The organism is Streptomyces cirratus, assembly GCF_014650775.1.
GTDB classification, from domain to species: Bacteria; Actinomycetota; Actinomycetes; order Streptomycetales; family Streptomycetaceae; genus Streptomyces; species Streptomyces cirratus.
This window is the reverse complement of the sequence record NZ_BMVP01000022.1, coordinates 13,471-31,222: the sequence shown is the minus strand read 5'-3', so window position 1 is coordinate 31,222 and position 17,752 is coordinate 13,471. Positions and strand designations below refer to the sequence as shown.

The window sequence follows — 17,752 nt, the reverse complement described above, 5'->3', positions numbered from 1 at the left end:
CGGGCAGTGTGGACGGCGGGAGTTCCTGACTCACCCTGTCGGTTGTTCCGCGGGGTTCACAGTGGCGGGACCGCGCCGGAATCGCACCGGGCTTCCTCCCATGTCGCCGTCCTCGGCGGTGGCGGGCCGTGTGGCTCCGCCGGGGGTCATCTTAGGTGGTGGTGGCGGGGGGTGCGGGTGCGGGTGCGGGTCCGCGGGCGGGTGCGGGTCGTTGCGGGGGCTCTGCCCCCGGCCCCCGCGCCTCGAACGGCGGCGGGGCTGGGGTTGGCGGCGGGCGGCCGGGGGGCCGGGGGCCTGGGGGTGCGGGTCCGCGGGCGGGTGCGGGTCGTTGCGGGGGCTCTGCCCCGGGCCCCCGCGCCTCAATCGCCGGCGGGGCTGGGGTTGGCGGCGGGCGGCCGGGGGGCCGGGGGGCGGGGGGTGCGGGTCCGCGGGCGGGTGCGGGTCGTTGCGGGGGCTCTGCCCCCGGGCCCCCGCGCCTCAATCGCCGGCGGGGCTGGGGTTGGCGCCTCGAACGGCGGCGGGGCTGGGGTTGGCGCCTCGAACGGCGGCGGGGCTGATTTCGGCCCGGGCTGGGGGGCGGGGTGGCGGTGGACACAGGTCGGGGGTGGGGAAACGTAGGTATGCTCGCGGCCATGTCACAGCCGCCTTCCGCCGCATCGCGGGATGAACCCGTCATACGGGATCGCGGCGACGCATGTCCCGGTGCGTTGCGGCTGCACCCGGCGGACGACGGGTTCCTCGCCCGGGTGCGGATACCCGGCGGGATGCTCGGGGCGCGGGCGGCCGGATTGCTCGCCGGTGCGGCGGACCGGCTCGGTGACGGGCACATCGATCTCACCTCGCGCGGCAACGTACAGCTGCGCGGGCTGGGTGCGGTGTGCGGAGGGGAGCTCGCGGGCGTATTGACCGACGCCGGACTGCTGCCCGCGGCCTCCCACGAGCGGGTGCGCAACGTCGTCGCCTCGCCGCTGACCGGTCTCGACCGCAGCGGGCTGCCCGATGTGGCGCCCTGGGTCGCGGAACTGGACCGGCTGCTGTGCGGGGACGAGGAGGCCGTCGCGCTGTCCGGGCGGTTCCTGTTCGCCCTGGACGACGGACGCGGGGACGTGAGTTCCCTCGACGCCGACGTGAACCTGCTGGCGCGGGGCCCCGAACACGCCCTGCTCACGACCGCCGGAGCCCGCGACGGGCTGCTCGTGTCCGCGACGGACGCCCCCCGGGCCGCCCTGCTCGCCGCCCGCTACTTCCTCGACGCCGCACGGCAGGCCGGGACACGGGCCTGGCGCGTTGCCGAGCTGGACTCTGAACATGCTCTGCAAATCGGGGAGTTGGCCGCGAGACTGGACGGCGCCGCAGTGCAGGCGACCGTCGTGTCCGACGTCCCCGCGCCCCGGGGAGCCGCGCCGGAGCCCGGCCTGGTCGAAGGGCACGGGCCGAGCGTCGCGCTTTCCGTACTCGCGCCCCTGGGACGCCTCACCACCGCCCAGTGGAACCTCCTCGCGGGCCTCGCCGGCCTCGCCGGGCAGCTGCGCCTGACCCCTTGGCGCGGCATCGTCGTCCCCGGACTGACCGCCACCACCGCACCGGACGCCCTCGCCGTCCTCGCCGACGCCGGGCTGATCACCACTCCCGCCGACCCCCGGCGGTCCGTCACCGCCTGTACGGGGCGGCCCGGGTGCGCCCGCTCCCACAGCGACGTGCGCGCCGACGCGCGGGCCGTCACGGCCCTCGCGGCCGGACCGCTGCCGGTGCACTGGTCGGGATGTGAACGGCGCTGCGGACACCCGCGCGGCACCGGCTGGGCCGACGTGCTCGCGACCCCCGACGGATACGACCTCCGCGCCCCGGGCCGCGCCCCGCGCCACGGCCTACAGCCCTCCGACCTTGCCGCGGCCCTCAGCGACGCACGCCGCACCACCTCCCACGACGCAGCGAAGAAATGAGCGAGTACACAGTGTTCGAGTACGAGAAGGACGGCGCGGCGATCTACCGCCAGTCCTTTGCCACGATCCGCGCCGAGGCGGACCTCTCCGGGCTGCCCGCCTCGGTCGCCCAGGTCGCGGTGCGCATGATCCACGCCTGCGGGATGACCGACCTGCCGCAGGACCTGGGCTACACGCCCGACGTCGTGCTGCGGGCGCGGGCCGCCCTGAACGCCGGCGCGCCGATCCTGTGCGACGTACAGATGGTGGCGAGCGGCGTCACCCGCAAGCGGCTGCCCGCGGACAACGACGTCATCTGCACCCTCTCCGACCCGGCCGTCCCGGCGCTCGCCGCCAAGATGGGCACCACCCGCAGTGCCGCCGCGCTCGAAGTCTGGCGCGACCGCGGCCTGTTGGAGGGCTCCGTGATCGCCGTCGGCAACGCGCCCACCGCGCTGTTCCGGCTGCTGGAGATGATCGATGAGGGCGCGCCGCGCCCCGCCGCCGTGATCGGAGTCCCGGTCGGCTTCATCGGGGCCGCGGAGTCGAAGGACGCGCTCGCCGAACACCCGTCCCGTCTGGACCACTTGATCGTCCGTGGCCGGCGCGGTGGCAGCGCCATCGCGGCCGCCGCCGTCAACGCGATCGCGAGCGAGGAAGAATGAGCACCGCGAACAGCACCGGCGCCGGAAAGCTCTACGGCGTGGGGCTCGGGCCCGGGGACCCCTCCCTGATGACCCTGCGGGCCGTCGAGGTGATCGCCGAGGCCGACGTCGTCGCGTACCACTCCGCGCGCCACGGCCGGTCCATCGCCCGCTCGATAGCCGCGAAGCACCTGCGCGCCGACCACGTCGAGGAACCGCTGGTCTACCCGGTCACCACCGAGACCACCGACCACCCCGGCGGCTACCAGGGCGCCATGGAGGAGTTCTACGAGGCCTCCGCGGCCCGCCTCGCCGCGCACCTGGACGCCGGCCGGACCGTCGCCGTGCTCGCGGAGGGCGACCCGCTCTTCTACGGCTCCTACATGCACATGCACAAGCGGCTCGCCGACCGCTACGAGGCCGAGGTGATCCCCGGGGTGACCTCCGTGAGCGCCGCCGCCGCGCGGCTGGGCACCCCGCTGGTGGAGGGCGAGGAGGTGCTGACCATCCTGCCCGGCACCCTGCCCGAGGAGGAGCTCACCGCCCGGCTCGCCGCCACCGACTCGGCGGTCGTCATGAAGCTCGGGCGCACCTTCCCCGCCGTGCGGCGGGCCATGGAGGGCAGCGGCCGGCTCGCCGAGGCCCGCTACGTCGAGCGCGCCACGATGGCGGGGGAGCGTACCGGTGTCCTCGCCGACACCGATCCGGACAGCGTGCCGTACTTCGCCGTGGCCGTCGTGCCCAGTCGCGTCGGCAACCCGGGCAGCGTGCCGTCCGGCCCCGGCGAGGTCGTGGTCGTCGGGACCGGGCCGGCCGGGCCGCTGTGGCTGACCCCGCAGACCCGGCGGGCGCTCGCGGACGCCGAGGTGCTCGTCGGGTACACCACGTACCTGGACCGGGTGCCGGTGAAGCCGGGCCAGGTCCGGCACGGCTCCGACAACAAGGTGGAGTCCGAGCGCGCCGAGTTCGCCCTCGACCTCGCCCGGCGCGGGAAGCGGGTGGCCGTGGTCTCCGGCGGTGACCCCGGGGTCTTCGCCATGGCCACGGCGGTCCTGGAGGTCGCGGGGCAGGCCGAGTACAAGGACGTGCCGGTACGGGTCCTGCCGGGGGTGACCGCGGCCAACGCGGCCGCCGCGGCGGCGGGGGCCCCGCTGGGCCACGACTACGCCACCATCTCGCTGTCCGACCGGCTCAAGCCCTGGGAGGTCATCGCCGAGCGGCTGCGGTCCGCCGCGCAGGCCGACCTGGTGCTCGCCCTGTACAACCCGGGCTCGCGCAGCCGGACCTGGCAGGTGGCGCAGGCCCGCGAGCTGCTGCTCGAACTGCGCCCGCCGCTGACCCCGGTGGTCGTCGCGCGTGACGTGGGTGGCCCCGAGCAGTCCGTCCGGATCGTCACCCTCGGCGAACTGGTGCCGGAGGAAGTGGACATGCGGACCATCCTGCTGATCGGGTCGTCACAGACCCAGGTCACGGAGCGGGCCGACGGGAGCCGTGTGACGTGGACCCCGCGCCGCTACCCGTGAGGGTGATCGGCTGAGGCGCCGGGGGCCGGGACGGACGTCCCGGCCCTCATGCCGTTGCGGGCGGGGTCCGGCGGGACGGCTCGTGGGGCTGCTCGCCGGCCAGCCACCGCAGCACCGCCGCAACCGCCCCGGTCTCCGCCACCCCCTTCGGTACGGGGGGCCTGCGGACCACCACCACGGGGATCCCGGCCTCCCGGGCGGCGGTGAGTTTGGGGGCGGTGGCGGCGCCGCCGCTGTCCTTGGTCACCAGGACGTCGATCCGGTGCCGGGCCAGCAGCTCCCGTTCGTCGTCCAAGGTGAACGGGCCCCGGGCCAGCAGCACTTCGAGGCGCGGGGGAGCGGGCGGACCCGGGGCATCCACCGAACGCACCAGGAACCAGGGCTCGGTGAGGTGTGCGAAGTGGTGCAGGCCCAGCCGGCCGGTGGTGAGGAAGACCCGTGCGCCGAGGCCCGGGAGCAGCGCCGCCGCCCCGGCGAGGGAGTCCGTGGAGCGCCAGTCGTCGCCGGGCCCCGCCGTCCAGCCGGGACGGCGCAGGGCCAGCAGCGGAACCCCCGAAACGGCCGCCGCCCGGGCCGCGTTGAAGCTCATGCGCTCCGCGAACGGGTGGGTGGCGTCGACCAGGTGCGTGACCCCGTGGGCGGTGATCCAGGCCGCCAGGCCGTCCGGGCCGCCGAAGCCGCCGATCCGCGTCCCGCCCGGCGGCAGCACCGGCGCGCCGACCCGGCCCGCCAGTGAGGTCGTCACCCGGTACGGGCCCGGCTCCAGGGCCTCCGCGAGGCGGCGGGCCTCCGTCGTGCCGCCCAGGATCAGGACGTGCCGCCCGGGAGCGGGTCCGGCATGCATGCCGTCAGCAGGCATGCCGGTCGCGCTCGGCGGAGTACAGGTGGCTGTCGCGGAACTGCTCGGCGCCGAGGGTGCGCCCCACCAGGATCACCGCGGTGCGCACCAGCCCGGCCGCCTTCACCTGGTCCGCGATGTCGGCCAGGGTGCCGCGCAGGATCAGCTCGTCGGGGCGGCTGGCCATCGCGACGACCGCCGCCGGGCAGTCGGCCCCGTAGTGCGGCAGCAGTTCGCCCACGACGCGCTCCGCGTAGCGGGTGGCCAGGTGCAGGACGAGCAGGGCGCCACTGCGGCCGAGCGTGGCCAGGTCCTCGCCGGGCGGCATCGGCGTGGCCTGCTGGGCGATCCGGGTCAGGATCACGGTCTGGCCCACGGTCGGGACGGTCAGCTCCCGCTTGAGCGCGGCCGCGGCCGCCGCGAAGGCCGGTACGCCGGGGACGACTTCGTAGGGAATGCCGGCCGCGTCGAGGCGGCGCATCTGCTCGGCGACGGCTGAAAAGACGGACGGGTCCCCGGAGTGGAGCCGCGCCACGTCCTGGCCGGCGGCGTGGGCCCGGACGAACTCGGCGACGATCTGGTCCAGGTTGAGCTGCGAGGTGTCCACCAGGCGGGCGTCCGGCGGGCATTCGGCCAGCAGCTCGTCCGGGACCAGGCTGCCCGCGTACAGGCAGACGGGGGCGGCCGCCAGGGTGCGGGCTCCGCGCACGGTGATCAGGTCGGCGGCGCCGGGGCCGGCTCCGATGAAGTACACGGTCATGTCTGTTCCCTCGTCTCTGTCGCCGCCGGCCACGGCTTGGTCACGGTCCACTGGGTGACGGGCATCGCCTGCCGCCAGCCCGTGAAGCCGCCGACCGGCACGGCGTGCGCGACGGCCAGCTTCACCAGTTCACCGCCGTGCCGGCGGTAGCGGTCGGTCAGTGCGGCCTCCGACTCCAAGGTGACCGTGTTGGCCACCAGCCGGCCGCCGGGCGCCAGCGCCGCCCAAGCCGCGTCCAGCAGGCCCGGCGCGGTCAGGCCGCCGCCGATGAACACCGCGTCGGGGGCGGGCAGCCCGATCAGCGCCGCCGGGGCGGCGCCGGTGACCACCCGAAGGCCCGGCACACCGAGCGCCGCCGCGTTGCGGGCGATCCGCTCGGCCCGCTCCGGGACCCGTTCCACGGTCACCGCGCGGCAGGAGGGGTGCGTACGCATCCACTCGATGCCGATCGAGCCCGAGCCGCCGCCGATGTCCCACAGCAGTTCACCAGGCGCCGGGGCGAGCGCGCACAGGGTCGCGGCGCGGACGTGCCGTTTGGTGAGCTGGCCGTCGTGTTCGTACGCGGTGTCGGGCAGGCCGGGGGTGGCGCCGAGCCGGGGCGCCTCGGCGCCCGGGTCGCGACGGCACTCCACGGCGACCACGTTCAGGGGGTCGCCGGGCGCGCGGTCCCAGGTGTCGGCGTGGCCCTCGTACGCGCTCTCGTCCTCGGAGCCGAGCTGTTCCAGCACCCGCATCCGGCTGGGGCCGAAGCCCCGCTCCCGCAGCAGGGCGGCGATCTCGCCGGGGGAGGCCGCTCCGGCGCTCAGCACCAGCAGCCGTCGGCCCTCGTAGAGCGCGGCCGCGACCCGGGCGACCGGACGGCCGACGACCGTGACGACCTCGGTGTCCTCCACCGGCCAGCCCAGGCGGGCGCACGCGTACGAGACGGAGGAGGGGTGCGGGTGGACCAGCAGGGCGTGCGGGCCGAGCTCCTGGGCGAGGGCGCGGCCGATCCCGTAGAACATGGGGTCGCCGCTGGCCAGTACGGCGATCCGGCGGCCGGCGTGCTCGGCCATCAGCTTCGGCACGGCCGGGCGCAGGGGGCTCGGCCAGGCGACGCGTTCACCGGGGCACTCCCCGGCCGGCAGCAGGTCCAACTGCCGGGGCCCGCCGATCAGCACCTCGGCGGTGGCCAGCGCGGAGCGCGCGGCGGCGGTGAGCCCGGTCCAGCCGTCGGCGCCGAGGCCGACGACCGTGACGGGATGGGGGGGTGCGGCGGAGCTCACTGCGCGGAACCTCGGGGACGGGAAGCGGGTGGACCCGCAGCCTACTGGGCGGGGCGACCCGGCCCGGGACCAGGGTGGCACCGGGTGCCGCGCAGGCGTGCCCGTGCCGTGGCCCGGCCTGCCACTGCGGTGTCCGGCGTGCCCGTGCCGTGGCCCGGTCTGCGCTCCAGCGTCCGGCGTGCCCCTGCCGTGGCCGGTCTGCGCTGCGGTGTCCGGCACTCCGCGGTCCGTCCCGCAGCTGCCGGCCCGCGTGCACGCGTCGGTGCCGCGGGCCGGCCCGCGCCCCCGTGCCGCCGGGCGCCCGCGTGTGAACCCCGTCCGCCCCGTCGCGCCCCCGGGCGCCCCGGGTGGACCCTGCTCCGGCGCCGGGCCCGGACGCAGACTCTGCGGCATGGACGACGACGCTCCGGACAACCACCCAGCCGCCTGCCGCCGCAGCACCCCGCCGCCGGCGGTCAGCTACCTCCGGTGGCCCGGTCGTAGAGGCCGCGCACGGAGTCGTCGAACCAGCTGCTGTACGAGGTCGTCTCGTCCCCGCCCCCGTCGCGGCCGCCGATGACCCCGATCAGGGTGTGCCCGTCGGTCAGCACCGGGCCGCCGCTGGTGCCGTTGGGTACGTCCGCGCAGTCCAGCCGCAGCTGCGTGGGCCCTTCGGCGCGGGCGGTGTTGTAGCAGTCCAGCGGCTGCTCGGTGTCGTTCGGATAGCCGACGAGCCGTGCGGGCAGCGGAAGTCGGGGGCGGAACCGGATCGTCAGCGCGCCGGTGACGTCCTCCAGCCGCTCACCGGGGTGCCCGGGCCGGCGCAGCCGCAGGAAGGCCACGTCGTGGTCCGGGTCCTCGCCGCTCGTCCAGCGGGGGTCCACGTCGATACGGGTGGGCACCCACACGCCGTACGGGGCCTTCCCGTCGCGGTAACCGGGGACGAAGGCCAGGTTGGTGCGGAAGCCGTCCTGGTACACGCAGTGAGCGGCGGTGGCGATGAGGTCGCCGTCGCGCGAGTGCACCACGCTCGCCGAGCAGTGGTGGTCGGAGTCCCAGTCGTTGCCGGGGGAGAACAGCGCCCCGATCGCGGGCTCGGAGGGGGCCGTCCGGGCCCGCAGCGGCGACGAGGGCCGCCAGCCGCCTTCCGCCCACCGCACCGGGTCCGGGGACCCGGACGCCTCGGAGCCGGACTCCGTCCCCACGAAGGCCGCGGCGTCGGCCGGCAGGTCCTCGCCCTCGGAGACGATCCCGTCCAGGACGTCCCCGGCGGTACGGTCGGCGCGTTCCGGGTCCTGGAGGTAGCTGCCCCGCTCGGGGTCCCCGTCGGCGCGGCTCGAGGCGACCGCGCGCAGCTGCCCCCACACCAGGGCGCCGCCGGCGACCAGGGCGAGGCAGATTCCGAGCAGCACTGAGGCCCGTACCGCGCCGTCCCTCACCTTGCCGACCATGTGGCGCTCCCCGCCCCCTGACGTTCCTCCGACGTCCCGTCCGACGGCCCGCGGGCGGTGGGAGTTCCGCAATCCGGTGTGTCGGTGCTCACAACCGGACGGCCGCGCCCCCTCCCGACATCCCTCGTCCTTCCGTACGTCACCGAACTCCCCTAGCCTCCATCCGACTTGAGCGACACGGACCGAGGGGAGCCGAAAAATGCGGAGACTGCGCAACGGGTGGAGGGACACGGCCTTGGCCGGTCTGGCCGCGGCGGCGCTCGGCCTGGGCCTCGCCCTGGGCGCGGCGGCCCCGGCCGGAGCCGAGGGCGGCCCCTCGTACGTCGGGTCCACCGGCGTCGGCGTCCACAACGCCTACGAGAAGGCCAAGTACCCGTACTTCGCGGACGCGCTGGACTCCGGCGCCGCCATGCTCGAACTCGACGTGTGGACCAACTTCTTCGGCAGCTCCTGGAGGGTCTCGCACGACAACCCCTTCGGCAACAACAGCAACTGCGAGAACGCCACCAGCCCCGCCCAGCTGCGCACCAAGTCCCGCGACCAGAACCTCGCGGGCTGTCTCTCCGACATCCGCAGCTGGCACGACGCACACCCCGGCCACCGCCCGGTCGTGCTCAAGCTGGAGCTCAAGGACGGCTTCGCCGCCAACCTCGGGCGTGGTCCCGCCGACCTCGACGCGCTGCTCACCGCCAAGCTCGGCGACGCCGTCTACCGGCCCGGGCAGCTGGCCGCCGGCTACCCCGACCTGGACACCGCGGCCCGCGCCGGGGCCTGGCCGAGCCGCGCCGCCATGGCCGGGAAGTTCCTGATCGAGCTGATCCCCGGCACGGTGGAGGAGGGCAACGCCGCCGACACCCTGTGGACGGACCGGGAGTACGCCACGTACCTGCGCACCCTCGCCTCCACGGGCAGGCTCGGCAGCGCCGCCGCCTTCCCGGCCGTGCACCGTGCCGAGGCGGGTGATCCGCGGGCCCGCTATGCCGACGCCTCGCTGCGGCCCTGGTTCGTGGTCTTCGACGGCGACGCGAGCGCGTACGCGGGCGGCTCCATCGACACCGGCTGGTACGACCGCAACCACTACCTGCTGATCGCCACCGACGCCCAGAACGTGGCGCCCGCCATCGACGCGGTCCACCCGACCGAGACCCAGGCGCTCGACCGGCTCGCGCTGATGGCGGGGCACCACGCCTCCATAGCCTCCGCGGACTGGTATCCGCTGCCGAAGGTCCTGGCCACGGTGGTGCCCCGCGGGTAGGCCGGCGGCCGGGCGCCCGGGCGGGCGCCGGCCGGTTCAGGGGGAAGGGCTCACCTGGACCGTCGTCAGCGCGCCGCCCGAGGCCTCCTTCACCACGGCGATCCGCGTGCCGGTGTCCGGGACCTTGACCCCCAGCTGCGGCAGTTCCGCGTTCCAGTAGGAGCCGTGGCGGTCGTCGAAGACCGCGACACCGGGCCGCGACGGGATCACCAGCGGGGTCCCCGCCTTGTGCAGCACGATCCGCTGGCTCGCACGGAGCGAGAAGGGGGCGTCGAAGGTCTGCGCCCGGGCGTTGAGGAGGCTGCCGTCGGTGAACCTCAGCGGCTCCGGCCGGGCGTCCACCGGCAGCAGCAGACCGCCGCCCGGGTGCGCCTTGGTGGTGTTGTCGCTGAACGCGGTGTCCCAGAGCCAGACGAGCACACCCTGCTGGTACGGGAAGAACTCCACCCGGTCGCCCGTGAAGCCGAAGTTGTACGGGCCCGTCTTGAGCAGGCTGCCGTAGCCCGTGTAGCGCCGGTTCTCCACGAAGTAGGCGCGCGGGTGGTCCTCGGTGCCACTGCGGCCTTCCGTGCGGGACCACTTGAGCGCCGTCCAGCCGTTCGCGCCCTGTTCCGCGCCGTCGTGCAGCAGCTCACGGCCGCCCGCGGTGATGTGGATGTCGTCGAAGGCGACGCCCCGGCCGTGGGTGTTGCCGTCCGAGGTGACCCGCAGCCGCAGCCGGACCTCGCGGCCCGTGAAGGCATCGAGCGGGACGGACAGCCGCGTCCAGCCGGCCGAGGTGCCGGAGACGCCCTTGGCCGGGATCGGAGTGCCGTCGACGGAACCCGGGAGCGGGGTCCAGGAGGCGCCGCCGTCGGTGGAGGCCTCCACCGTCAGGAAGTCGAAGTCCTTCTCGGTGTCGTACCAGACGCGGGCGTCCAGCAGGGCGGGCCCGGTCGTGCCGGTGAGGTCGACGGTCCGGCCGAGGGTGTTGTCCATGAAGTCGCCGGTGCCGCTCCACCACTGGCTCGCGCCCTCGTACGGGTCGGTCAGCTCGGTCGTGGTACGTGACGGCGGCAGGTGCACCAACAGGGCCTGCGGATCCTCGGTGTTGTACCCGGACACGCCGAGGGTCGCGCGCGTCTTGCGGCCCGCGTCGGCCTCGGTGTACTCCAGCCAGCCCAGTTGGAGCTTGCTCCACGGGTCGAGGTCGCCGGGGAACTCGCCGGTGCCGCCGGGGCGTTTGCCGAGGTAGGAGGCCGACGACATCAGCGACCAGAAGTTGACGCTGTTGTCCCCGTCCGAGCTGTAGAGGTCCGGTAGTCCCAGGTCGTGGCCGAACTCGTGGGAGAACAGGCCGGCTCCGCTGTTCTCGCCGCCCGTGAGGTAGTCGCCCGCCCAGATGCCGGTGTCACCGACGGGGGTGCCGCCCGCCTTGTTGCCGGCGGGACCCGCACTCCCGGCCTGGTCCCAGTAGGCGAACCAGCGGTGCGCCCAGACGGCGTCCTTGCCCTGGGCGCCGCCGCCCCAGGTCTGGTCCTTGCCCGCGTGGACGATGACGAGGTGGTCGATGTAGCCGTCGGGCTCGTTGAAGTTCCCGTCGTGATCGGCGTCGTAGCGGTCCCACTGGTCGTACTCGGCCAGCTGCGCCTTGATGTCGGCGGCCGGACGGCCCTTCGCGCGCTCGGAGTCGTACCAGGCAGTGGTGGCGTCGCGGACCAAGTCCCAGTTGGTGCGGCACTGGCCGGGCTCGGAGCAGTTGTCCGTGCCGTACCGGGCCTCGTTCCAGGGGAGCTTGACCCAGTCGGTGACGGTGCCGTCCATGTCGTAGCGGCCCGAGGACTGGAGCCGGTAGTAGGCGCGCATGCTCGCCGACTCCGGGGCGTCGGAGAAGAACTGCCGCTGGTAGGACGACCGGTCGAAGTCCCTGCGCCACAGCGTGTGGTTGTCGTCGGCCGCCGGCTTGCCGATGGTGTTGTGGCGGGGCCCGGGCGTGCCGCCGAACCGCGGCTTGCCCTCGTACTGGGTCGTGGTGTCCACCTGGTCGCCGAACTCGGCGAGGATCACGAAGACCTTGTCCTTGCGTTCCTGCGCGAGTTCGACGTACCGGTCGCCGACCTTGGCCTGGCGGGGGAGGGTGCCGTCGGACTCTGCGCGCAGGGCGCCGGGGCCGCTGCCGCCGCCGGCCGCGATCCCTTCGAGGGCCTGGCGGCGCAGGGCCTGGCGCTGCAGTTCCAGCGGTGCGGGCGGTGGGGCGGGGGCTTGCTGGGCCTGCTGTCCGGCTGCCACCGGGGGTGGCGGCGGTGAGGCGGCGAGTGCGGGGGTGGCGGCGAGGAGGGCGATGGATATCGCCGCTCCGGCCACGGCAAGTCTGCGCAACGCGGTTGTCCTTCCCGTGCGTCGGCCGGGAGTCGGCCAGGGAGCGCAGGTAATATTTCACATGTGACAGAGCATCGGTAGACGGGTGGCGACGCCGTTTCCGAGTGACCGGCGCCGTCGTTGCCCTACCGGACATCCAGGTGTGCGGGTGCGGGGCGGCCGGACGTGGTGGCCGCCGCGCGCAACGCGCGTCCCCCTACCGAAGGACCAGGCAACTCCATGACCCGTAGCCCCCACGAAGTGAAGACCGTGCCCCTCACTCCCGAGGTGTACGCCTACCTGGTCGACCAGGCGGAGCCCCCGACCCCCGTACAGCGGCAGCTCATCGAGCGCACGCACGCCCTCGGCGGCCCCTCCGGGATGCAGGTGCCGCACGAGCAGGGCGTCCTCCTCACCCTGCTGGCGAAGCTCGCCGGAGCGCTGCGCATCGTCGAAGTCGGCACTTTCACCGGCTACTCCACGCTCGCCCTCGCCCAGGGCCTCCTCCCCGGCGGCAAGGTCCTCACCTGCGACGTCTCCGAGGAGTGGACGAGCATCGCCCGGGAGGCGTGGAAGGCGGCCGGGGTCGCCGACCGCATCGATCTCAGGATCGCCCCCGCCCTGGAGACCCTGCGTGACCTGCCGCCCGAGCCGGTGATCGACCTGGTCTTCCTGGACGCCGACAAGAGCGGGTACCGCGCCTACTGGGACGAACTCGTGCCCCGCGTCCGCCCGGGCGGCCTGCTGCTCGCCGACAACGTCCTGTATGGCGGCGAGGCGGTCCGCCCCGACGCCACGGGCAACGCGCTGGCCATCCGGGAGTTCAACGCGCACGTACGGGCCGACGGGCGGGTCGAGTCGGTGACGCTGCCGATCGCGGACGGCCTCACGGTGGCGCGCAAACGCTGAGCGCGGGCGGCTGCCACGGCGTCGACGGCCGCCGGGCCGCCCGGGGAGCGCTCTGCCGCGCCGCCGAGGTCACCGGGGACGGGGCCGGGGAGGTCCGGCCGGGCCGGGAGGAGCCTCCGCCTGATCCCCGGGCATCTTCGATACACGCCCTGACCGCAAGGTCACTCCGGATCGTTCCGGGTTAGCGGCGCACCACGCGTATGGGTGACTGGGCGCATGAAGAGCCCTATGAAGAGAGCGGCGAAACTCCTCGCGGCGCCGGCTGTTGCCGTGGCCCTCTTGGCGCCCGTCCTGGCCGCCACGCCGGCGAGCGCCGCGACGACGGACGCCTACACCTTCACCAACCCCGACGGCACCCTCAACGCGACGGGCAACGGCGACGGAAACCAGATCTCCGTCACCCCCGACGGCACCAACTACACGAACTGGCGTCTGATCAAGCTGGGCGATCCGGGCACGTTCGACATCGCCAGCACCTCCTCCGGGAGGTGCATCTACGCCTCCCAGCCCGCCGTGCAGCAGTCCTGCGGCAAGGACGGCGAGCAGTGGCACTTCCGCCCGGTCGACGGGAAGCCCAACACCTTCGGCATCGTCCGGCGCGACGACAGCAGCGGCGCCGAGTACTGCATGGACAACCGGGGCGGCCTCCACCTGTGGGGCATCCTCGCCCAGCCGAACCGGTGCGACGGCAGTGCGGGCCAGGAATGGACGGTCCCCGCCGCGAAGGCGGCCGAGGCCAGGTCCCTCGCGCTCGACTACTACAGCGACCTGTGCTCCAAGAAGACCTCCACCTGCTCGTGGACGCAGAAGTCCGAGGGCCGCCCCGAGGTGCTGCCCCGCCAGCCCGCCTCGTCGGTCTGGTACAACGACACCAGCACCACGATGAAGCAGATCTTCACCACGATCTACCACTCCGGCTGGGCCCAGTCCTTCTCGGTGGGGCTGTCGTCGTCGGTCGGTGTCTCCGCCCCGGTCCAGGCCATGATCAGCAACCAGCTGACCGCGACGCAGACGTACACCTCGGACGAGTCGACGATCAACGGGATCGCGGTCGAAGTCCCCGCCAAGAACTACGCCTGGGTCGACTTCGCGGCCGTCGGCAAGAAGGTCACCGGCACCTGGACCTTCGACACGGACAACCAGCCGTGGACGACCGACGCCACCGTCACCGTCCCCGTCATCAACTCGGCGGCCGGCTCGACGATGTACGTCGCCCACACCAGCGCCACCCCGCCGGGCGGCGACGCCACCGGCCCCGACGTGAAGCCCGCCGCCCTGGCGAAGACCGCTTCGGACACCGTGGCCCTTCCGGCAGGGGCGAAGCTGACCGCCGTGCAGGGCGGCGTCCGGGTCAGTGACGCGGACGGCGCCACCATCGCCACCGTGCAGCCCGGCACCGTCACGGACACGGACGGTACGGCCCACAAGGTCACCCTGGCGGTCAGCGGCACCACCATCACCCAGACCATCGAAGGCGTCACCGGCGACACCGTCACCGGCACCGTGTCGCCCCCGACCTTCTCCCTGGGTTCCGCCGCCTCCCCCGCCGCCGCGAAGCAGACGGCGGAGACGGCGACGGTGGCGTCCCTCAGCGCCTCGCCCGCTTCCGCGAGCAGCGACGCCCACGACAAGTGCATGGCCAAGCACATCGGCAGCGGCATCATCGGCGGGGCCGTCAGGGGCCTGTGGGGCGGTCCCGAAGTAGCGGCCGGCGGGATGCTCATCGGTGCGGTCACGGGCATCGGCGAAGGCCTCGTCAACTGCCCCAAGTAGGGCGCCGACCACCCGGGAATGCGGCCCGGACCACCCGGCCACTGGTCGAGGACCGGGCAAGACGGCGGGGCCCGTTGCCGTGAGGCAGCGGGCCCCGCTCTCGAACGGACCTGCTGGATCGCTTCTCAGGCGCGCACCTCGTCGCAGGCGATGCGGAGGTGGCGGGGGCCGCGGAGGACGGCGTTCTGGCGGTACGGGGGCGGGTCCTCCAGGAGGCGGGGGTTGTGGAGGCGCCGGGCGAGTTCGGTGAGGGCGAGCTGGGCCTCCAGGCGGGCCAGGGGAGCGCCGAAGCAGCTGTGGATGCCGCTGCCGAGGCCCAGGTGCTGGACGTCCCGGCGGTCCGGGTCGAAGCGGTCGGGGTTCTCGAAGCGCTGGGGGTCCCGGTTGCCCGAGGCGAGGATCAGCCACATCGAGGAGCCCTTGGGGATGGTCACCCCGCGCACCTCGATGTCCACGAGCGGGGTGCGCTGCGGCAGCAGCTGTACCGGCGGTTCGAACCGCAGCAGCTCCTCCACCAGCGGCGCCGCGATCGTGGGCTCCCGGCGCAGCCGTTCCAGCACATCGGGGTTGCGCAGCAGCGTCAGCATCCCGTTGGTGATCAGGTTGACCGTCGTCTCGTGCCCGGCGATCAGCAGCAGGGCGGCGGTGCTGAGCAGCTCCATGGTCGACATGGACTCGTCCTGCCCGTGTCCGGCGGCCAGTTGGGACAGCATGTCGTCACCGGGGTTCTTGCGCCGCTCCTCGATCAGGCCGGCCAGGTACATGCCCAGTTCCATGCGGGAGTCGTGGGTCTTGCGCTGCCGTTCGGCGGGGTCCGCGTCCGGGTCGGGGTCCAGGCTCGCGGCGAGGGTGTCCGCCCAGACGTGGAAGCGGGGCTCGTCCTCGCGCGGCACCCCGAGCAGCCGGCAGATCATGGTGACGGGGAAGGGGTAGGCGAACTGGTCGACCAGGTCGATCTGTCCGGGGTCCCCGAGGTCGTCGATGAGCCCGGTGACGATGGCGCGCAGGTCGCCCCGCATCCCGTCCACCCGGTGCGGTGAGTGCGGCGGGCCGAACGGCCTGTTGGTCATCCGGCGGAGCCGGTCGTGTTCGGGCGGGTCCAGCTTGAGGAAGCTGGGCGGCAGGGCCGCCTCCTCCTCGGCCTCCCCGGCCAGCGGGTCCTTGGCCGTGGCGGCCAGGTTGCGGGAGTCGGAGCTGAGCCTGGGGTCGTGCAGCAGGCTCTGGATCTCGTAGTAGGTGCTGACGACGTACGGCCCGCTCCCGTCGTGGAAGACGGGAGTCTTGCGCAGCTCCTCGTACAGCGGGTACGGGTTCGCACGGTTGGCGTAGTCCAGGATGTCGCTCAGGATGCCGTGGGTCATTGCGGGTCCTCCGGGGGCCTGCGGGTCAGTGCCCGGCGGGGGTGAACGTCATCCGCCGGTCGGCCGGCGAATATCCGCTGAGGGTGATGGTCGGCCCGTGCGTGGGCACGGACGGGTCGGGGAAGTCGGCCGGTACGGGCCGGTGGCCGTCGGGGCGCCGGTCGACCGTCGGGAACGGCACCGGGAAGGGCGCGGTGGTCTCGATCTGCTGCTGGTAGAACTGCAGCCACCGGGAGTTGTCGAAGGTGACGGCCCCGATGACGCGGCCCTGGTACCCGTACACACCGGTGAACCGGCGCTCCGCCCGCGACCCCTGGGTGATCATGATCTCGGTGCCCATCGACGGCACGCCGACGGACTTGATGTTCACCCCGAACTGCGAGGACCAGAAGGCCGGCACCCAGATGTGCGGCCTCCGGTCGGTGCTCACGCTGAGCATGTTGTGCGCGGCGGTCTCCGCCTGGGAGACCGCGTTGCCCCAGTGCTCCAGCGACAGGAACTGGTACCCGAACAGGGGGTGCGGGGAGCGGGCCACGTCGCCCGCCACGTAGATGTCGTCGGTGACGATGCCCCGGATGTCGAAGGCCCGGCAGCCCGCGTCGCAGGCGATGCCGCGCGGGCCCGCGCCGAGCCCCGAACCGGCCAGCCATTCGGTGTTGCGCTGGGCGCCCAGCGAGACGACGACCACGTCGCACTCGAGCGTGGTGCCGTCGGAGAGGTGCGCGGCCCGCACCCGTCCGGTGGAGTCGCCCTCCAGGCCGGTGACCATGACGCCGGTGCGCAGGTCGACTCCGTTCTCCCGCTGGAGCTCGGCGGCCACCGCCCCGATCACCCCGCCCAGCGCGCCGACGAGGGGCGCGTCGCCGCGTTCGGCGACGGTGACCTCCAGCCCGCGCTCCCGGCACGCCGAGGCGATCTCCGAGCCGGTGAACCCGGCGCCGATCACCAGGACCCGGCGGGGTCCCGCGTCCAGCCGCCGCGCCAGCGCCGTGCCGTCGTCTCGGGTGCGCAGCACGAACACCCCGTCCAGCTCGCCCTCCGCCGCGTTCGGCCAGGGCCGGGCCCGTACGCCGGTGGCGATCAGCAGCCGGTCGTACGGGACCTCTTCGCCGTCGGCCAGCTTCACGCGCCGGGCCGCCATGTCCAGGCCGGTGGCCGCGGTGCCGAGCCGCCACTCGGCGTCGATGGCGCGACGGCGGGGCAGCGCGGTGCGTTCGGCGGTCGACTTGCCGAGCAGGACGCCCTTGGAGAGGGGCGGGCGGTCGTAGGGCTCGTACGGCTCGTCGCCGATCATGGTCAGCGAGCCGGTGAAGCCCTTGTCGCGGATGGTCTCGGCGGCGCGCAGGCCGGCCAGCGAGGCTCCCACCACGACGATCCGGCCCTCGCGCTTGAGGTGCTCCAGGGTCACTTCATGCATCGCGGGCCTCCGCGACGCCCGCCAGGTCGCGGTCCAGGTCGTCGACGAGGATGGCCTGTACGGGGCAGGCGGCCGCGGCCTGCGCCAGCCGCTCGCGCTGGGCCTCCTCGGCCTGCGGATCGTAGAGGAGCCCCTCGTCCCCGTGCATAGCGAAGACGTCGGGCGCGAGGAACGCGCACTGCGCGTATCCCTGGCACCGGTTGAGATCGACGACAAGCCTCAGCAACGTGCGGTCCTTTCGGTGACCCCCTCGGCTCCCCGGACCAGCGTGCCCTGCGCGCGCCGTTCCGGCCCGTCCGGCGGGACCGTCGGGGTGAC

Annotated in this window: 14 protein-coding genes and 1 riboswitch; of the genes, 6 read left to right on the top strand and 8 right to left on the bottom strand. The window is 74.0% G+C overall.

All coding sequences use genetic code 11. The features are described from left to right. Positions 1-19: 19 nt before the first annotated feature. Positions 20-98: riboswitch (cobalamin riboswitch) on the bottom strand. Positions 99-620: 522 nt separating this feature from the next. The 3 genes from cobG to IE207_RS30525 are packed head-to-tail and all read left to right on the top strand — an operon-like array spanning position 621 to position 4,089. Beyond that, the gene (gene cobG / locus IE207_RS30535) at positions 621-1,943 is read left to right on the top strand and encodes a precorrin-3B synthase (protein WP_190187579.1); all 1,323 of its coding nucleotides are present in this window, start codon (positions 621-623) and stop codon (positions 1,941-1,943) included. Further along, positions 1,940-2,587, top strand: a complete 648-nt coding sequence (locus IE207_RS30530) for a precorrin-8X methylmutase (RefSeq protein WP_190187578.1) — start codon at positions 1,940-1,942, stop codon at positions 2,585-2,587. The genes cobG and IE207_RS30530 overlap by 4 nt, the downstream gene beginning before the upstream one ends. After that, positions 2,584-4,089, top strand: coding sequence for a precorrin-2 C(20)-methyltransferase (locus IE207_RS30525; protein ID WP_190187577.1), 1,506 nt, complete (start codon positions 2,584-2,586; stop codon positions 4,087-4,089). The genes IE207_RS30530 and IE207_RS30525 overlap by 4 nt, the downstream gene beginning before the upstream one ends. 46 nt (positions 4,090-4,135) lie before the next feature. Here IE207_RS30525 and IE207_RS30520 read toward each other — a convergent pair whose 3' ends face one another. The 4 genes from IE207_RS30520 to IE207_RS30505 form a co-directional block, all read right to left on the bottom strand. Next, positions 4,136-4,948, bottom strand: coding sequence for a cobalt-precorrin-6A reductase (locus IE207_RS30520; protein WP_190187576.1), 813 nt, complete (start codon positions 4,946-4,948; stop codon positions 4,136-4,138). Continuing rightward, a complete protein-coding gene (cobM, locus tag IE207_RS30515) occupies positions 4,938-5,687 on the bottom strand; it encodes a precorrin-4 C(11)-methyltransferase (protein WP_190187575.1) in 750 nt (249 codons plus the stop codon). Before cobM ends, IE207_RS30520 begins: the two co-directional genes overlap by 11 nt. After that, positions 5,684-6,952: a precorrin-6y C5,15-methyltransferase (decarboxylating) subunit CbiE gene (gene cbiE / locus IE207_RS30510; RefSeq protein ID WP_190187574.1), complete on the bottom strand. Its 1,269-nt coding sequence runs from the start codon at positions 6,950-6,952 to the stop codon at positions 5,684-5,686. The genes cobM and cbiE overlap by 4 nt, the downstream gene beginning before the upstream one ends. Before the next feature lie 455 nt (positions 6,953-7,407). Next, entirely contained in the window at positions 7,408-8,382 is a 975-nt protein-coding gene (locus IE207_RS30505) for a trypsin-like serine peptidase (RefSeq protein ID WP_229874164.1), read from the bottom strand. 199 nt (positions 8,383-8,581) lie between these two features. Here IE207_RS30505 and IE207_RS30500 point away from each other — a divergent pair, with 199 nt between their 5' ends. Continuing rightward, complete coding sequence (locus IE207_RS30500; protein ID WP_190187573.1) at positions 8,582-9,637, top strand: phosphatidylinositol-specific phospholipase C domain-containing protein; 1,056 nt, start codon at positions 8,582-8,584, stop codon at positions 9,635-9,637. 36 nt (positions 9,638-9,673) lie between these two features. On the opposite strand, the gene IE207_RS30495 is transcribed toward IE207_RS30500, so the two are convergent. Then, positions 9,674-11,995, bottom strand: coding sequence for an immune inhibitor A domain-containing protein (locus IE207_RS30495; protein ID WP_190187572.1), 2,322 nt, complete (start codon positions 11,993-11,995; stop codon positions 9,674-9,676). Positions 11,996-12,214: 219 nt separating this feature from the next. Here IE207_RS30495 and IE207_RS30490 point away from each other — a divergent pair, with 219 nt between their 5' ends. Together IE207_RS30490 and IE207_RS30485 are read left to right on the top strand one after the other, a co-directional pair. Next, positions 12,215-12,883: an O-methyltransferase gene (locus IE207_RS30490; protein WP_190187571.1), complete on the top strand. Its 669-nt coding sequence runs from the start codon at positions 12,215-12,217 to the stop codon at positions 12,881-12,883. Positions 12,884-13,111: 228 nt separating this feature from the next. Then, positions 13,112-14,656 carry a hypothetical protein gene (locus IE207_RS30485; RefSeq protein ID WP_190187570.1) on the top strand — a complete coding sequence of 515 codons (1,545 nt, stop codon included), beginning with the start codon at positions 13,112-13,114 and terminating at the stop codon, positions 14,654-14,656. 125 nt (positions 14,657-14,781) lie between these two features. Here the strand turns inward: IE207_RS30485 and IE207_RS30480 are convergent, their stop codons facing one another. The 3 genes from IE207_RS30480 to IE207_RS30470 are packed head-to-tail and all read right to left on the bottom strand — an operon-like array spanning position 14,782 to position 17,657. After that, entirely contained in the window at positions 14,782-16,017 is a 1,236-nt protein-coding gene (locus tag IE207_RS30480; protein ID WP_190187569.1) for a cytochrome P450, read from the bottom strand. 25 nt (positions 16,018-16,042) lie between these two features. Further along, positions 16,043-17,434, bottom strand: a complete 1,392-nt coding sequence (locus tag IE207_RS30475) for an NAD(P)/FAD-dependent oxidoreductase (protein ID WP_190187568.1) — start codon at positions 17,432-17,434, stop codon at positions 16,043-16,045. After that, complete coding sequence (locus IE207_RS30470; protein WP_190187609.1) at positions 17,427-17,657, bottom strand: ferredoxin; 231 nt, start codon at positions 17,655-17,657, stop codon at positions 17,427-17,429. The genes IE207_RS30475 and IE207_RS30470 overlap by 8 nt, the downstream gene beginning before the upstream one ends. Positions 17,658-17,752 lie beyond the last annotated feature (95 nt).